General features: G+C 37.4%; 13 protein-coding genes and 1 pseudogene. 10 read left to right on the top strand and 4 right to left on the bottom strand.

The genetic code is table 11. The annotated features are described in order from the left end of the window. Positions 1-639 precede the first annotated feature (639 nt). From HMPREF2731_RS07595 to HMPREF2731_RS07585, 3 genes are read right to left on the bottom strand one after another with little or no spacing between them, the layout of a single operon-like run. A complete protein-coding gene (locus HMPREF2731_RS07595; protein ID WP_002310603.1) occupies positions 640-1,521 on the bottom strand; it encodes an ROK family protein in 882 nt (293 codons plus the stop codon). A gap of 21 nt (positions 1,522-1,542) precedes the next feature. Further along, the gene (locus HMPREF2731_RS07590) at positions 1,543-2,526 is read right to left on the bottom strand and encodes a LacI family DNA-binding transcriptional regulator (RefSeq protein ID WP_002310605.1); all 984 of its coding nucleotides are present in this window, start codon (positions 2,524-2,526) and stop codon (positions 1,543-1,545) included. A gap of 12 nt (positions 2,527-2,538) precedes the next feature. After that, positions 2,539-4,017: a sucrose-6-phosphate hydrolase gene (locus HMPREF2731_RS07585; RefSeq protein WP_002314000.1), complete on the bottom strand. Its 1,479-nt coding sequence runs from the start codon at positions 4,015-4,017 to the stop codon at positions 2,539-2,541. Between the two features lie 227 nt (positions 4,018-4,244). Between HMPREF2731_RS07585 and HMPREF2731_RS07580 the strand changes: the two genes are divergently transcribed. Both HMPREF2731_RS07580 and HMPREF2731_RS15340 read left to right on the top strand, forming a co-directional pair. After that, positions 4,245-6,200 carry a sucrose-specific PTS transporter subunit IIBC gene (locus tag HMPREF2731_RS07580; RefSeq protein WP_002314001.1) on the top strand — a complete coding sequence of 652 codons (1,956 nt, stop codon included), beginning with the start codon at positions 4,245-4,247 and terminating at the stop codon, positions 6,198-6,200. Further along, positions 6,190-7,665, top strand: a pseudogene (locus HMPREF2731_RS15340) (alpha-glucosidase). The gene HMPREF2731_RS07580 and the pseudogene HMPREF2731_RS15340 overlap by 11 nt, the downstream one beginning before the upstream one ends. A gap of 195 nt (positions 7,666-7,860) precedes the next feature. Here the strand turns inward: HMPREF2731_RS15340 and HMPREF2731_RS07570 are convergent. Continuing rightward, entirely contained in the window at positions 7,861-8,277 is a 417-nt protein-coding gene (locus HMPREF2731_RS07570; protein WP_231601448.1) for a PRD domain-containing protein, read from the bottom strand. A 203-nt stretch (positions 8,278-8,480) separates the two neighbouring features. On the opposite strand from HMPREF2731_RS07570, the gene HMPREF2731_RS07565 reads away from it, so the two are divergent. From HMPREF2731_RS07565 to HMPREF2731_RS07530, 8 genes are all read left to right on the top strand, one after another. Further along, on the top strand, positions 8,481-10,367 hold the full coding sequence (locus tag HMPREF2731_RS07565) for a heavy metal translocating P-type ATPase (protein ID WP_002310612.1): 1,887 nt from the start codon (positions 8,481-8,483) through the stop codon (positions 10,365-10,367). A gap of 71 nt (positions 10,368-10,438) precedes the next feature. Next, a complete protein-coding gene (locus HMPREF2731_RS07560; protein ID WP_002310613.1) occupies positions 10,439-10,666 on the top strand; it encodes a heavy-metal-associated domain-containing protein in 228 nt (75 codons plus the stop codon). Positions 10,667-10,670: 4 nt separating this feature from the next. Then, the gene (locus HMPREF2731_RS07555; RefSeq protein ID WP_002310614.1) at positions 10,671-11,213 is read left to right on the top strand and encodes a ferritin-like domain-containing protein; all 543 of its coding nucleotides are present in this window, start codon (positions 10,671-10,673) and stop codon (positions 11,211-11,213) included. Between the two features lie 244 nt (positions 11,214-11,457). After that, the gene (locus HMPREF2731_RS07550) at positions 11,458-12,153 is read left to right on the top strand and encodes a DUF4767 domain-containing protein (protein WP_002344641.1); all 696 of its coding nucleotides are present in this window, start codon (positions 11,458-11,460) and stop codon (positions 12,151-12,153) included. A gap of 335 nt (positions 12,154-12,488) precedes the next feature. Next, entirely contained in the window at positions 12,489-13,709 is a 1,221-nt protein-coding gene (gene sstT / locus HMPREF2731_RS07545; RefSeq protein ID WP_070872667.1) for a serine/threonine transporter SstT, read from the top strand. Positions 13,710-13,860: 151 nt separating this feature from the next. After that, the gene (locus HMPREF2731_RS07540) at positions 13,861-14,496 is read left to right on the top strand and encodes a DUF998 domain-containing protein (protein ID WP_002314006.1); all 636 of its coding nucleotides are present in this window, start codon (positions 13,861-13,863) and stop codon (positions 14,494-14,496) included. Positions 14,497-14,715: 219 nt separating this feature from the next. Next, positions 14,716-16,356: a BglG family transcription antiterminator gene (locus HMPREF2731_RS07535; RefSeq protein ID WP_002320725.1), complete on the top strand. Its 1,641-nt coding sequence runs from the start codon at positions 14,716-14,718 to the stop codon at positions 16,354-16,356. Next, entirely contained in the window at positions 16,353-16,784 is a 432-nt protein-coding gene (locus tag HMPREF2731_RS07530; RefSeq protein ID WP_002310620.1) for a PTS sugar transporter subunit IIA, read from the top strand. The genes HMPREF2731_RS07535 and HMPREF2731_RS07530 overlap by 4 nt, the downstream gene beginning before the upstream one ends. Positions 16,785-16,791: the final 7 nt, after the last annotated feature.

The raw sequence follows: 16,791 nt of genomic DNA, 5'->3' as shown, positions 1-16,791 counted from the left end.
CGAGTTATTTACACAAAATTATTGACGCTACCTCTAGAAGTGGAAATGTATAAAAGATTTATTTTATGAAGTTTTCCTAATATCATTCACTCATGATACGCAGCTCCGTATCATAAGTGATGATATTTTTGTAATGTGTTCGGGCATGCTCTCTACTTACTAGTAGGTCAAGTGATTGATCATTAAATAGTAGAAATAGCATGTCCAAGGAGACATTCCACAAAATCATTAACATACATTAAATAAATTGAGCTGTTGCATAATAGACATAAGGATGTGTTCTTTTCTATATTTTGAAAAGCTGTCAGGGCGAAGTTTAAATATCACAAAAATTAATTGGAAAAGATAAACAACTGGAACTTGCTAGCGTTGCAAGTTGAATAAAAAAACAACCAAGATTAGATTGTAGGAACTTGTAGAAGATCATAATTTGAAGTTAACAAAAGAATTCCACGACACCTCTACTCTGTTAAGTACAGGAAACAGAGAGTTAAGGGCAAGAAAAATAGGCGAGGATACCGGGTTGAAAGGCCGATTGGAGAACATAAGTTAATAGTAAATAAAAAGACGAAGAAATCGCGTCAAGTGGATTCTTCGTCTTTTTATTGATGAGATTGTTGTGACAACGTGCTTATTTTATTAGAAGATATCTTTTTCTGATTTTTCTAATGCTAAAGCTAAACACCCAATGATTCCAGCATCATCTCCTAATTTTGGAGGTAATACATAGTTTTCGAATGCTGGGTAGTCTACATAGTGATTCATCAAACCAACCAAAGCTTCTTGGACTCGTTCTCTCAGATGTGCTTGTTTCATTACACCACCGCCAAAGATGATGACATCAGGTGAAAATAGAAGAGTTGTGTTATAGACACATTGAGCGATGTAATAAGCTTCTAATTCCCAAGAAGGATCAGCGGCAGACAACTCTTGACCTTTCATGCCTGTTCTTTGTTCGATTGCAGGTCCAGAAGCCATTCCTTCCAGGCAATCGCTATGATAAGGACAAACACCTTTAAAGGTATCCACAGGGTGTCGGCGCACAAGCATATGTCCCATTTCAGGGTGGCTGAAACCTTCTACAAAAGTGCCATTTTGCAAGGCACCGCCACCAATACCTGTTCCAATCGTGTAGTAAACAATAGTGGAACGCCCTTTTCCATTCCCCGCGACATATTCTCCGTAAGCAGCTGCATTGACATCGGTGGTAAAGACAATCGGTAGTTCTTTTAAATTTTTATTTAAATAACCGATAAAATCAAAATTCTGCCAAGCTTTTTTTGGCGTAGAGGTGATATATCCGTATGTTGCTGAATTGGGATGAATATCAATCGGTCCAAAAGAACCTATTCCAATCGCTGCCAGTTGTTCTTGGTGTTTTTTGAAGAAATCAATAACGTTATTCATCGTTTCTATCGGCGTGGTTGTAGGGATTTGTATTCTTTCAATTACTTCTAAATCTTTCGTACCTACTGCGCAGACAAATTTTGTTCCGCCAGCTTCAATTGCTCCATATAACATAAAACATTTGCTCCTTTGCAGTTAAGTCGTTTTACCTTGAATCAGCTTTACTGGTAAAACGTAATGTGATTCCAGTGGTTTTTCAGCATCTTGGATTCTTTGCAGTAGCAAGTCTACAAGGATGTCGGCAATATCCGTTATTGGTTGAGCGATAGTAGACAGATGCGGAAAATAATTCTGGATAAATTTTGTTCCGTCATATCCAATGATTTTCAATTGCTCAGGGATGCGGATATCGAGCTCTTGACACAGATTGTATGCCAATACAGCTGTAAGATCATCTGTGCAAAAAATACTGTCAATCTCTTCATTTTGCAAAATCCGTTTAATTTCTAAATTTTTTAAAGCAGTGGAACGAGCAGTTGAATGGAATTGAAAAATCTGTGGTTCTAGCTGCTGCTCATCCATAAATTTCAAATAGCCGTTCATTCGGTCATTTGTGGGGGAGTTGGATTCTTGCGAGCCCGTCAAAATAGCGATTTTACGAGCTCCTTTTAGATAGAGATTTTCTGTCGCGAGATAACCGCCTCGGAAATTATCACTGCTGACGATTGGTGTTCCGTCTGCCAGATAGCGGTCAAAAGAGACGATTGGCAACTCAATATTTTCGTACTCCTGTATCCCGAGATTATGAGCGCCGGCGATGATGCCGTCCACTTTATTTGCTGCTAACATGTTGAGATAATTTCGTTCTTTTTCTTTATTATTAGCACTGTCACATAAGATCGAACGATAGCCTAAATCAAATAATTTACTTTCCAACTGTTCGACTAATTCGCCAAAAAACGGATTAGCAACTGTTGGGAAAATCAAGCCGATCAATTGAGTGTTTTTTCCTTGAAGTGAACGGGCTAACGAATTCGGCTGATAATTGAGTTCTTTCATTGCTTGATTCACTTTATCGATTGTTTTTTGACTTAAAGAACCATAATTATTTATCACTCTCGAGACAGTAGTAGGAGAGACTCCTGCTTTTTTTGCCACATCTGTCAATTTAACAGCCATTTTCTTCATCCTTTATTTGTTCATATTCCGCAGATGCCATAATTTCCCTTTAAATTCCCTGTCACTTTTTATATACAAGCCCGTTTGATCATCTGTCGGAAAGACACGGGCAGTCGCTGTTTGCTGTCCATCATTTACAAACACCTCTACAACGGAACGATCAACAAATATTTGTAGTTTCAGCGGTTTCTTTTCAATTGAGAATTCACGTACAGTTCCAAAATTTTCAGCGAAAGATTTGCCGGCATGGCTGCGATCCATACTCATTTTACCATGTATCGTATCAAAGGATAGTGTTAAACCGTGTTTTTGTTGATCATCTGCAAACAATAAAATAGTACCTTTCTGTGAGTAATCGAATTCTAACTGGAGTTCATATTGATTTATTTCCGCGTCAATAGTGGTTTCCAAACCGCTAAAGTGATAAGGTTTTCCTTTTCGCAACTGCGCTGTTTCTTTCACCGGTCGTTGATAGAGCTGCTCTTTTTCAATAGTAAGTTCTTTTACGATGCTCAAGCAGTGTGCCCATCCTTCTTCGTCAGTTGGATAGCTGATTTCAGGCAACCCAATCCAACTGATTGCCAAGGTTCGTCCATTTCCATCACTGAAACAATGCGTCGCGTAAATGTCAAATCCTTCATCTATATTTTTTATGTGAGTAGGGTCGGAAAGCTCATTTTTTTCAAAATCAAATGTTTGACCGATCACGTAAGTATTCGGGTAAATATTACTGTATGAGTGGATCTCGTGAGATAAACCTTGTGGGCAGAAGACCAGTAGTGCTTTGCCGTTCACAAATAATAGATTTGGACACTCGATCATAAAACCCATTTCTTCCTCTGTAAAACCCAAAGTTCCTAAAAACTGCCAATTTTGAAGATCTTTACTGTAATAAGTTAGGATACTTCCTTGTTTTTGTTCAGTTTGTGCTCCGACAATGAGCAAGTAACCGTCATCATAAGCAATCAGCTGAGGATCACGGATTTCTTGTGTATATCCCGGAGGTGGGGAGCTGATCAAAGGAGTCGGTATCTTAGTGATATTACCATTTTTGTCCATCCATGCCCCTAACTGGAAGGAATGACGTCCCCAATTCGAATCACGCACATTTCCGGTATATGCAAGGAACAGTTGATTATCAATCGGCAAAGCTGAACCTGAGTACACACCGTGACTGTCAAATGAATTATCCGGAATCAGTTTGAGGCCATCGTTTTTCCAATCTATCAGATTAACTGAGGAGAGATGGTACCAAGATTTCAGACCATGAACAGACCCCATCGGATATGCTTGATAAAATAGCTGCCATTTCCCGTCGAAATAGGAAAAACCATTCGGATCGTTCAATAAACCAGTAACTGGTTGTATATGGTAGCCTAAGCGCCAATGGGAAGAATTGATTTTTTTCTCTAAGGAATGCAAATGTTCTTCAGACCATTCTTTATATGGACGATAACGATCCGTTCGTGACCAATTTTCTTTAAGTTTCATGACAAACTCCTTGTAAACGTATTCTTGACGTTATAATATATTTTTTCTGATGAAATGTCAAACGAATATCAAAATAAAGTAGCTTATAAATGCTATTTTTTATATATAAAAAATTATTTTATTTAAGATTTGATAATCGATTGACAATTGTTTTAAATCATGGCATATTGTGCTTAAGAAAAATTTATAGTTACTGCTTCAATAATTTTGGATTAGGAGGAAATGAAATGGATTACAAAAAAGTAGCTGAAGAAATCAGCAAAGCGCTTGGAGAAGACAATGTACAAGCAGCTGCTCATTGTGCAACACGTTTACGGCTTGTCTTAAAAGATTCAGACAAAGTAGACCAGAAGGCTCTGGATGATAATGAAAGTGTGAAAGGAACTTTTGAAGCAAATGATCAATTTCAGATCATTATCGGAGCAGGTGATGTGAATAACGTATATGATGAATTCGTTAAGATCACCGGCGTAAAGGAAGCTTCAACTGACGTTTTGAAAGCGGTAGCATCGAATAAGAAGAATAATCCTGTCATGTCCTTTATCAAGGTGTTGTCAGATATCTTCGTTCCGATTGTCCCTGCATTGGTTGCGGGTGGACTGTTGATGGCTCTGAATAATGTTTTGACGGCACAGGATTTGTTTGGTCCTCAGTCAGTGGTTGAGTTGTATCCATCAGTGAAAGATTTTGCTGGCATCATTAATTTACTTGCTTCAGCGCCGTTTGCTTTTTTGCCGATTTTGGTAGGTTTTTCAGCAACTCGACGTTTTGGAGGCAATCCGTATCTTGGAGCAGCAATGGGGATGGCGATGGTCATGCCGGATTTAGTGAATGGATACAGTGTGACGAATGCTATTGCAGAAGGATCGATGCCTTATTGGAATATTTTTGGAATGAATGTGGCACAAGCCGGTTATCAAGGATCTGTTCTTCCAGTCCTTGCAGTTTCTTGGATTTTAGCTACTTTAGAAAAATTCTTCCATAAACGGTTGGCTAATGCTTTCGACTACACATTTACTCCAATGCTAGCTATTATTATTACTGGTTTTTTAACTTTTACAGTAGTAGGGCCGGTGATGCGTACTGTCGGAGACGGCTTAGCTGATGGATTAAGCTGGTTATACAGTACTACTGGAGCTTTCGGCTTAGGTGTCTTTGGTCTCTTCTATTCGCCGATAGTCATTACCGGATTACATCAAAGCTTTCCAGCAATCGAGACTACTTTACTAGCAGATGTTGCCAGAACGGGTGGCTCTTTTATCTTTCCAGTTGCCTCAATGGCAAATGTAGCGCAAGGAGCGGCTGCTTTGGCGATTATGCTGCTGACAAAAAATAAAAAGCAAAAGAGTCTAGCTACCACTGCAGGTGTTTCCGCTATGTTGGGGATTACTGAGCCAGCGATATTCGGTGTGAATTTGAAACTGAAATTTCCGTTTATTTGTGGAATGATTGCTGCAGGAATTGCTTCATTCTTTATCGGCTTGTTCCACGTATTAGCAGTTGCGATGGGACCGGCAAGCATCATTGGCTTTATTTCCATTGCACCTCGTTCGATTCCTTCATTCATGATCGGAATTGTTATCAGTATAATGATCGGTTTTTTAAGCACTTACTTCTATGGAAAAAAACATATGGAACTTCTAGCAGATGGTGAATCAAAAGGAACAGAAGCAGCTGAGTCAATCAGTTCAGCTCCTAAAGCGACTAGGAAACCGCAAGATGAAGTTTTAGCTGCATCAGTCAGCGGGAAGATTCTCCCTTTAACGAAGGTAAAAGATCCAGTTTTTTCCACTGAAATGATGGGAAGAGGTATAGCAGTCAAACCAGATGACGGGGTAGTCCATGCTCCAGCAGATGGTATATTGACAGTTGTCCACGAATCTAAACATGCATATGGCTTGAAAACAGAGAAAGGAGCGGAAGTACTGATCCATATCGGTATTGATACAGTGAATCTAAAAGGGGCCGGATTCACGACACAGCGACAATATGGTGAATTAGTGAAAAAAGGGGATATTCTCGGTACATTTGATCGTAAATTGCTTAAAGAAGAAGGGTACGACGATACAATTATGGAAATTGTCACTAATTCCTCTGCATATGCTAATGTAAAAATTCTTGAAAAAAACACGGTCAAAAGTGGTGAAGATATTCTGATAGTGAGTGAAACAGATGAAAAATAAATGGTGGAAAAATGCAGTAATCTATCAAATCTATCCTCGAAGTTTTCAAGATACAAATGGAGATGGCATTGGAGATATTCCTGGTATTCTTTCAAGGTTAGATTATCTATAAAAACTGGGAATCAATGCGATATGGTTAAGCCCGGTTTATGAATCACCTAATGATGATAATGGCTATGATATCAGTGACTACAGAAAAATAGGCGCAGAATATGGAACGATGGCAGATATGGATTTACTGATAAAAGAAGCACGACAAAGGGGAATAAGAGTCATCATGGATCTTGTTATCAATCATACGTCAGACAGACATCCATGGTTTCAATCGGCAAAAAAAGTGTTACCAGTCCCTATCACGACTATTATGTTTGGCGTAAAGAACCGAATGGATTAGAGTCGAACTTCGGCGGTTCAGCATGGACCTATGTGCCCGAAGTGAATCAATATTATCTGCACTTGCATTCGAAAAAGCAGCCGGAACAATCTATTACTAAAAATGGTCCTCTTTTACATGATTTATTGCAAGAAATGTACCAAAAAACATTTGGTCATTATGATGTAGTGACAGTGGGAGAGACTTGGGGGGCAACGCCCAAGATTGCGCAGCTGTATTCAAAAGAAGAACGCAAAGAATTATCAATGGTCTTTCAATTCGAGCATATTAATCTAGACAAACAGAATGGCAAACGAAAATGGGATCTAAAGGATTTAGATCCACAGGAATTACATCGGACTTTTTCTAAATGGCAGATTGAATTAGATGGTTGTGATTGGAATTCTTTATTTTGGAATAATCATGATCTCCCACGAATCATTTCTCGCTGGGGGGACGATCAAGAATATCGAACAATCAGTGGAAAAATGCTAGCGATATACCTCCATTTTATGCAAGGTACACCTTATATCTATCAAGGAGAAGAGATCGGCATGATCAATTATCCAGTAAAGAATATTGATGAGGTAGATGATATTGAAAGCCAAAGAATGTATGCAGAACGTATAAAAAAAAGGCTATTCGAAGGAAGAGTTGATCCAATCAATCAACTCGAAGGGGCGAGATAATGCTCGCCATCCGATGCAATGGAACAATCACAAAAATGGTGGATTTACAGAAGGAACTCCTTGGTTGCCAGTGGGGAATACAGAAGAGATCAATGTAGAAGCAGCATTAGCTGCTCAAAATTCCTTGTTTTATACGTATCAAAAACTGATCGAATTGCGCAAAGAATTACCTGTGATTGTCTATGGAAAATATCAAGTCATTGAGACAGAGGAACCGAATGTTTTAGCATATCTACGCAGTTTAAAAAACCAAAAAATACTAGTTGTAGTTAATTTTTCTGATCAAAAGACTACTTTTCCAATCGGTAAGTATCGTGTCAAACAATTCTTGATCCAAAATTACAAAAAGAAAATTACTAACAATTTACTCCCATATGAAGCTTTTAGCGCGCTGATCTATTAAGTGTTTTTTTCTATAGATGAATCTTTGTTATGAGGTAGATAGTTCAATGAAACAGTTATTCGATTTGTTTATAGAAAACAATTTAGTCAGCAAAAAGGGGGACAAACTTTTAATTGTCTCCCTTTAATTGTTAGGATGGAATATTATCACTCTTAAACAATAAGTTAAAAAAATACTCATTTACATAAAAAAAGATTATTTAGATGCGATAATATCATAGATAAAGAAACATTCATCATAAGAAACAGTGATCCCAAATTCTGTTTCAATATTTTTGAAGGCCTTTTTTACATGAAAAATTGTTTCATGAGAAAGTCTTGTGTCATCTTCTGATATAATTTTAAGTTCATGACCGTTTATCAATGTACGCTCAATTAAACACGCTGTATGAATCAAAAGTTTTAAAAGAATGGAATGAGTGAATTTTTTGTGGAAAGTACATTCCAATTCTTGGATGAAATCCATTAAGCTTTTTTGGATCTTATTCCCAGCTAATAAGTAGAGATATTTGTCCACTGCTTCAATTCCCATATCAAAAACGATATTTCTTGTGAATGAGTGGCTGCTGCCCTTTTTTGATTGTTGTTCTTCAGTCGTAAGATGACAAAGCATCTTATCTTTGAATAAAAAAATAGAACTACCTAAGGAAGCGTCTCGGCGCTTCCTTTTTCTATATGATCGTTTAATGACTGTAGGAATTCAGTATACCAAAAGAAAACCACCTTTTTGACTAAACTTGATAGTGGTCAATTTTTTATGATGGATAAGTATCTATACTTAGTCTCGTAAGAACGAAAAGGAAAAGAGGGAGAAAGATGAAATTTCAAAAGTGGATCCAAGAGCATCGAAATCATATCACCGCCTTATCAGCTGTGTTGATTATTTTTGGTTTTATCGGAAAATTTACTGGATTTGTCTTGTTCTATAACATTGCTCTAGCCATAGCTTCTATTATTGCGGTCATACCTATTATGATCTATGCGTATCAGGCAGTAAAAGTCAAAGTTATCTCAATTGATTTACTCGTTACTATTGCTGTGCTTGGTGCCTTTATGATCGGAGAATACAAGGAGTCAGCTATCGTTACATTCTTGTTTTTGTTTGGTAGTTATCTGGAACAAAAAACATTGACCAAAACGCGGGAATCAATCAAGGATTTGACCGAGATGGCCCCATCGACTGCCAGCGTTGTCCAAGAAGATGGAACGACTGAAGAAGTGGAAATCGATGACGTGGAAGAAGGCGATATCGTCTTAGTAAAAACTGGTGGAGCTATTCCTGTGGACGGCCGAGTCATTGACGGGAAAGGGTATGCGGATGAAGCCGCAGTGACGGGTGAATCACGACAAGTCGTCAAAATCAGTGGAGATGACGTATTTTCTGGAACGATTTTAGCAGATGGCTACGTGACGATTAAAGCAACTAAGGTCGGAGATGATACGACCTTTGCCAAAATTATCGAATTAGTAGAAGAAGCACAAGATACCAAATCACATGCGGAAAAATTCATTGATCGATTTTCTCAGTATTATACTCCAACCGTTTTACTTATTGCATTGCTTGTTGGTCTGATCAGTCGTGATTTTCGTTTAGCCATCACTGTTTTGGTTCTTGGTTGTCCTGGCGCTTTAGTCATTGGTGCGCCTGTTTCGAATGTAGCAGGAATCGGTAATGGAGCGAAACGGGGCATCTTAGTCAAAGGCGGTGAAGCAATGGATACTTTTTCCAAAATCGATACTTTTGTCTTTGATAAAACCGGTACATTGACCAAAGGAACTACTGCTGTATCCACTATCAAGAACTATACAGAGGATGAAGGGGACAGCTTAGCTTTAGTGGCTCGATTAGAAACGTTATCCGATCATCCTCTGGGGCGCGCCGTGATCCATTATGCTCAGGAGAAAGTCCTTGATTTTCAACAATTAGCAGTCAAAGATAATCAGACGATCAAGGGACAAGGAATCACAGCTGAGATTGATGGTCACGCAGTTTGTGCGGGCAACACCAAATTGATTGCCGCTCACAAACTTTCTCTTACACCAAAGCAAGTACAAGATTTACATCAATTACAACAAACAGGCAGCTCAGTCATTATTGTAGCAATCGACAAAAAAATTACTCAAATCATTGGTGTGTCAGATGTGATTCGACCAGAAGTCGCTGAACAATTAGCTAAGTTGAAACAAGCAGGAGCAAAACATTTAGTGATGCTGACAGGTGATAATCAGATGACTGCTGATTATGTTGCTGATATGTTAGGCATTGATGAAGTCCATGCTGAATTATTACCAGACGAAAAGGTTCAATTTGTGAAAAAATACCAAGAAGAAGGATTGCGCGTTGCTTTCATTGGAGATGGAATCAATGATTCTCCATCTTTGGCTGCGGCTGATATCGGGATTGCTATGGGATCAGGAACGGATGTCGCTATCGAAACGAGTGACGTTGTCTTGATGCAATCTAGTTTTGGATCGTTGGTTCATGCCTACCGTTTGGCTAAGAAAACTGTTTTGAATACCCGTGAAAATGTAGTGATTGCCATTGGTGTCGTCTCATTTTTACTCATCGGCTTATTTGCCGGATTTATTTACATGGCTAGTGGGATGTTCGTTCACGAAGCTAGTATCTTGATCGTTATCTTTAACGCAATGCGTTTATTGTATTTTGGACACGAAAGCAAAGAAAAAAATCGTAAAACTTGATAAGAATCAATTTTTTTATGGAAGCTGTAATCTAGAATAAGACTATCAAGAAAAAGGAAGGAAGAACTACGATGAAAAAAATGATTATGCAATTAGATACACTAACTTGTCCAAGCTGTATGCAAAAAATCGAACATGCGGTTTCTCAACAGCCTGGGGTAAGCAATACGAAAGTTTTGTTTAATGCGAGCAAAATCAAAGCAAACTTTGATCCAGATGAAGTCCACCCTGAACAATTAGCTGCAGTTGTGGAAAAATTAGGTTATGAAGTCCAATCAACAAAAGTAAAAGAGGCGTAAATCAATGAATATAGTGGAAGAAAAATTTGCTCAAGAAACAAAACAAGCAGATATCGACCATCATAAACCAACTGCTGGCGCCATGGTGGGACATGTATTAGCAAATTTTAAATTAGAAGAAATGAAATTGATCCAAGCACAATTGTATGTTTTGGGTACATCTTCGCAAGAATTAAGTACCCTTTTTTCGGAATATGCTGATCAAGAAGCGAGATGGTTCAATAAAATCTCTCATGAGTTAGTGATTGAGAATGAAATCGTTCCGTCTACTTTAGAAGAAGTCATGCGTTATGGAAAAATTTACGAACATGGTCAAAACAAATATTTACCAGCCTCAACAATGTTAGAAAACTTTGCAAAAGATTTCGATTTCCAAAATGTCTTTATCACACGGGCAATCAAGTTAGCTGAAAAAGAAGAAAAGTATGGCTTGCAACAATTGCTTGTTGAACTTTTAAGTTTCAATAAAGAAATCATCTACCAAGTACAAAGACTCCAAGGAAAAACTCTCCGACAAGATTTGGATGAAGAAGACGATGATGACTAAAAGTCTATGTTTCTTCAAATACAAATATAAAGTGTGAGAAAAACAGGAAAAAAACACAACGTTTTGTCTTAAAAATAAAATAAAAAGAAGCACCCGCTGATGTTGTCTATAAGACATCAGCGGGTGCTTCTTAGTTTTTAAATGGTTTAAAAGATGGATGAGAAAATACAAAAAATCAATAAAATCACATTGCTTATTTGATAGAATAAAGAAGTGGGAGAGTAATCGAAAGGAGTTTTTTTAATTGAAAAAGAGGATTTTATTAACAATGGGCCTAGCTTTTTTGTTAGCTGGTTGTACCAACGGGAATGAACCAAGAAAAGAATCAACAAAAGAAACAATTGCAACTATTACAACAACTAGCACAGAGAGCAAGTCAACTGCAACAAGTACAGAAACAGCAGATACCTCTACTTCGTCAGAGTCTTCCAAAACGACTGAAACGACTCAAACATCTACTTCAAGTTCTTCTTTAGAGGCTTCATCTTCCTCTTCAGAAAGCAGCGAACAAGTTGAACAAACACTGTGGAATGCAGACAAAGCCGCACAATTAGAGGCATTTATGACCACATGGGGCCAAACAATGGGGCAACAATACAAAAGTTATACGAATCAAATGAGTGTGGACTTATATGGTCTTAAAGTCCCTCAAGCTATTTTGAATGGGGAGTGGAAGATGGCTATTGGTGGAGTGCCTGCTTCTGCAGAATGGTCAGAAAGTGGGACAGGTCAAGCAGATTATCAAATTACAGCCGTCTATTCCGATGCAGAGACAGAACCATATCTGAAAAAGCACGTCTATCTATTTGGATTTCAGCAAAATCAGCCAAAAGTATTGGTGACACAACAAAATCAGGGGAATCCCGATAATTATCTTTACTTCAACGAGACAGCGAATAATGAATTGAAAAATGGCTTTAATCAAATCGTTTATGGGTAAGTAAATTAGTGAGAGAAAGAAGAGACTCAGTGGAAAATATTAATTGATTGCTATGTCTAAGAATTAAGATGAAGGATGAAACTTCCAGTTTCATCCTTCATCTTAATTACGTTTTACTTGGATAACTTTAATAATAACGATAAATAGTTTTCTCTCGACTTCTTTAGAGATTGAATAAACCCTCCAATACTAAAACTGAATGTTGCAAGAGCATGAATTGCCAATTGTATTGTTAGAATTTTTAGAAAATTACACCTTTAGTTTCTTTAGATAAAATGATACAATGATTGTTAAAATTGTGAAAGGGTGGTCATTTGTTAGAGAAGTTTTTGGATATGTCGTTAGTTCAACGTATTGTTGTTGGTATTTTAGTCGGAATATTGTTGGGTATCTTTTTCCCCACATGGACATTTATTTCAATATTGGGGACGTTGTTTGTCAGTTGCTTGAAAGCAATTGCGCCTCTTTTAGTTTTTTTCTTGACGATGGCTTCAATTGCCAAACATAAAATAGGAAATAAGACATTTGTGAAGCCTATTTTAGTCTTATATTTAGTAGGAACATTGCTTTCGGCACTTGTAGCAGTGATTATAAGTTCAATTTTTACTGTTCCTATTACTTTACAAGAAACAGTATCTGAACAAGCACCGCAAAATTTGGAAAGTGTTTTATCTACGATGTTGACAAATGTCACACAAAATCCTGTTCAATCGCTTATTGATGCGAATTATCTTGGTGTCTTATTCTGGGCTGTGTTGTTAGGTCTAGCTTTTCGATCACGTTCAGAATCGACAAAAGAATTGGTGGATCAAATATCTGTAGCATTATCACAAGTCGTACAAGTGATTATTGCATTCGCTCCGATAGGGATTTTAGGATTGGTTTATCAATCGATTGCCACGACTGGAATCGCTGGATTGGCAGAGTATCTGCAGCTTTTACTTGTGTTGATCGGCACGATGCTGTTTGTCACATTAGTTGTGTACCCGTTCCTCACGTTTTTGTTTATTAAAGAAAACCCCTATCCATTGATTCTCTTTTGTTTGAAAGAAAGCGCGCTTCCAGCTTTCTTTACCCGAAGTTCTGCCGCAAATATTCCGATAAACATGATGCTGGCTGAAAAATTGAAATTGACGAAAGAGTCTTATTCCATATCGATCCCATTAGGTGCTACGATCAATATGGGCGGTGCTGCGATTACCATTTCCGTGATGTCATTGATGGCTGTACATTCCTTAGGGATTGAAGCACCGTTTGTTTTGAAAGTCCTTTTATGTATTTTGTCTGCTTTAGCTGCTTGTGGGGCTTCAGGTGTTGCGGGCGGTTCACTGTTATTGATTCCACTAGCATGTAGTTTGTTTGGTATCTCTAATGATGTTGCGATGCAAATCGTCGGTATCGGATTTATTATCGGTGTTATCCAAGATTCAATGGAAACTGCCTTAAATTCGTCAAGTGATCTGTTGTTTACTGCAATAGGAGAATTAGGCGCGCGTAAAAGAAGTGGAGAAAAAATCAAATTGAAAGATCGATTAGACGGATTAAATGAACATTGAACATTAGATATTTAGGGATGAACCTTAAGACGATTCAAATTTTTAATGAGTTATATAGATGTTCCTGTAGAATAGAGGTTCCTGTTAAATCGAGATAAAGTCGTTTATAATAACAATTAAAAGCATAGGTAATTGTTATTGGAGGCGCATCATGGATTTTTTACGTAAACTTGGTTTTTTCTTTTTACTATTAGGCGTGTTGAGTGATTTTTTGACTCCGTACGTATTAGGATTGTATTATCCTGAATTAGATCAAATGAAGAGTGTGATCAGTGTATTTGGAGAGGTTTTCAGTCCTGTAAGAAAGTCGTTTCTTATTTGGTCAGTGGTTTCAGGGATTTTTTTCATCCTGTCATTGCCTGCGTTGTATGCTGCATTTGCAAGTATATCTCGTGTGTTAGCTACCTTAGTTACAGCATCTATCGGTTTCTATGGTATAGGTGATTGTATTTTTACAGGTTTGTTCAGTATCAATACTCATGAATCTTCGTGGAATGTCTCGACATGGGTTCATAATATCGGATCAGGTTTAGGTTATAGTGGTTTTTTATTGTTTCCAGTTCTTCTTTTCTTGATCTATCGAAAAAATGAGCAACTGGACGTAAGCCACTTATACCTTGGACTGTCTGTGATCAGTTTGCTTTTTGCGGCGATTTATGGTCTGGCAAGAATCCCTTCTATAAATTCTTGGCCATTACTGAATAAAATAGGATTTTGCCAAAGAATCAGTTTTTTCTTTAATTATGTGCCCATTGCCTGGTTGAGTATCTTGCATCTCAAACAGTAAAACTTGAGTCGTCAAATTGAACAGTCAGCGGACATTTCGTCCGTTGGCTGTTTTTTTGTTTTTCTGAAATATAGTTCCATAATTTTCTTGTATAACTTCTGTTTTAGCGTATATTAACTGAGAAAGAGCAGTGTATGATTTCTCAGGTTATTTTAATCTTTTATTTGGTCTAGTTCTCCTTATAAGAAAAAATTATAGTGAATATAGAAGGTGATGGAAATGAGTGTAATACAATATCAAGAAAGCAAACTTCGAAGAGTAGCGATCCTGAACAGACTGTCCAATTTCGAGCATGTAAGCTACCAGCAACTTTCTGAAGAATATTATGTTTCCAGAAGCAGTATCGCAAATGATATTTCTTACATCAAATATGTATTTGCGAAAGAAGGGTTGAATCTCAGTTTTGATCGTTTCGGGACATATTTTGAAGGAAATGAAATACAGGTTCAGAAGGTACTGAAGCGTATGATCCTGAATCATTTTGATGAATTGGAGATCGTAAGAGAAATAGTGGATCGAAAGCTTCTAGAAACAGTCGAACGATCTTTTCGCGAGAGCATTGCAGACAAGCAAATTGAGATACCAGAAAGCTACTTTTCAAGTATCATCGTTTCGAACTTATTGATGATTCAGCGTTCAAGAGAAGGGAAGAAAATCAGCTTAAAAGGTAAAAATCAATATGGAAAGTATTTTTTAGAATTCAATAAATATCCCCTCGTTTGTGAATTGCTGCATCAGTTAGAGGAACAGCGTATTTACCAATTTTCGCAAGAAGAAGTACAGTATTTGACTTATGTTATTGTGGGAAGTGGTTTACGCTTTTTCATGAAAAATGAAACGATCCCTTTGGTATTTCGAGAAAAAATCCGGCAATTGATCCAAAAAGTGAGTAGAGGCATTCAGATAGATCTTACCCAAGATAGTCGTTTAGAAGAAGATCTGCTTGTACATCTGTATCAGCTGCTTTTACGTATTGAGGCTCAAACGACCATCGTAAATCCTTTGATAGATGAGATAAAACAAAATTATCCTTCTTTGTATGGTGTTGTCTGGTTTGCGTTAAATGATTTTCGCTGGCCTTATCAAGTAAGCTTGTCCGAAGATGAAGTAGGTTTTGTAGCTATCCATTTCCAAGCAGCAATCGAGCGTGTCAAACGATTAAATAGACTCTTATTCGTATGTCCCAATGGCATGGGAACCAGTTCATTTGTTTCTGCAAAAATCAGAAGAATCTTACCTGATATCGATAGTATCGAAACAGCATCTGTCGATAAATTGAACAGACTAGATTTGTTTGACGTAGATTTGATTATCTCCACTGTCGATATACCTAAGCAAATTAGACCAGTAGTAAGAATTTCTCCAATGGTTACTGCTAGAGATATGAAACGTATCATGAATCATTATATCGATCTGGTCATAGATAACGAACAAATAAACATTGAAGGCTCGATATCTGAAAAAGTGAAACATCTTATTTCCTCTAATGTCTATTTTGATCACTTGGATTCAAAAGAAGCTGCTATCCGTTTTTTGGTTGATCAGCAACAGTTTGAGAATGAAGATTTGAAACAACGATTTCTCCACTCTATTTTTGAGCGTGAGGAAATCCAATCAACATACTTGGAGAATGGTTTTGCTATTCCTCATGGCAATCCTAATGTCGTTAAACAAACTTCGGTTGCTGTATTGATAGCAGACAAGCCATTTTCATGGGGATATCAAAAGGCAGATATCGTTGTTCTGCTAATGATCCGAGAAGAAGATGTGAAAGAAGTCGAACCTGTGATGAAAATGGTCATGCAAGGAATAGAGGATAAAAATTGGTTTATTTCAAAAATGTTGGAGGTCAGAGAATGAGTACTATCAATAAATTGCTGCCGAAAAATCAAATCCAAGTAATAGAAACGGCTGAAAATTGGATGAAAGCAGTCGAAATCGCTAGCAATCCATTATTAAAAAACAAAATGATAACGCATACGTATTTAGAAAACATGATCCGAAGTGTAGAGGAAAATGGACCATATATGGTGTTGGCTGATTATTTTGCGCTGATGCACGCAAAACCAGGTCTTGGAGTAAACGAGCAAAGTATGAGTCTTTTAGTCGTAAAAGATGCCGTAGATATGAAAGGGAAACCAGTCCATATTTTTTTGGTTTTAGCTGCCAAAAACCACGAAAGCCATCTGGAGAGATTGAAAGATATCATGGAAATATTTATGGACAATGAAAAATATCAAACGATTTTATCAGGAAATAAAGAAACGATCATTCAGTTATTTGCATAAGGAGGAA

The sequence above is a fragment of the Enterococcus sp. HMSC072F02 genome, from assembly GCF_001837725.1.
GTDB lineage: Bacteria > Bacillota > Bacilli > Lactobacillales > Enterococcaceae > Enterococcus_B > Enterococcus_B lactis.
This window is presented reverse-complemented; position numbering and strand designations above follow the sequence as displayed.

What these genes read in the sequence shown, in the direction of transcription:
- HMPREF2731_RS07595 (WP_002310603.1), bottom strand. Translation starts at nt 1,521, where the DNA reads ATGTTATATGGAGCAATTGAAGCTGGCGGAACAAAATTTGTCTGCGCA.
- HMPREF2731_RS07590 (WP_002310605.1), bottom strand. Translation starts at nt 2,526, where the DNA reads ATGGCTGTTAAATTGACAGATGTGGCAAAAAAAGCAGGAGTCTCTCCT.
- HMPREF2731_RS07585 (WP_002314000.1), bottom strand. Translation starts at nt 4,017, where the DNA reads ATGAAACTTAAAGAAAATTGGTCACGAACGGATCGTTATCGTCCATAT.
- HMPREF2731_RS07580 (WP_002314001.1), top strand. Translation starts at nt 4,245, where the DNA reads ATGGATTACAAAAAAGTAGCTGAAGAAATCAGCAAAGCGCTTGGAGAA.
- HMPREF2731_RS07570 (WP_231601448.1), bottom strand. Translation starts at nt 8,277, where the DNA reads ATGCTTTGTCATCTTACGACTGAAGAACAACAATCAAAAAAGGGCAGC.
- HMPREF2731_RS07565 (WP_002310612.1), top strand. Translation starts at nt 8,481, where the DNA reads ATGAAATTTCAAAAGTGGATCCAAGAGCATCGAAATCATATCACCGCC.
- HMPREF2731_RS07560 (WP_002310613.1), top strand. Translation starts at nt 10,439, where the DNA reads ATGAAAAAAATGATTATGCAATTAGATACACTAACTTGTCCAAGCTGT.
- HMPREF2731_RS07555 (WP_002310614.1), top strand. Translation starts at nt 10,671, where the DNA reads ATGAATATAGTGGAAGAAAAATTTGCTCAAGAAACAAAACAAGCAGAT.
- sstT (WP_070872667.1), top strand. Translation starts at nt 12,489, where the DNA reads ATGTCGTTAGTTCAACGTATTGTTGTTGGTATTTTAGTCGGAATATTG.
- HMPREF2731_RS07540 (WP_002314006.1), top strand. Translation starts at nt 13,861, where the DNA reads ATGGATTTTTTACGTAAACTTGGTTTTTTCTTTTTACTATTAGGCGTG.
- HMPREF2731_RS07535 (WP_002320725.1), top strand. Translation starts at nt 14,716, where the DNA reads ATGAGTGTAATACAATATCAAGAAAGCAAACTTCGAAGAGTAGCGATC.
- HMPREF2731_RS07530 (WP_002310620.1), top strand. Translation starts at nt 16,353, where the DNA reads ATGAGTACTATCAATAAATTGCTGCCGAAAAATCAAATCCAAGTAATA.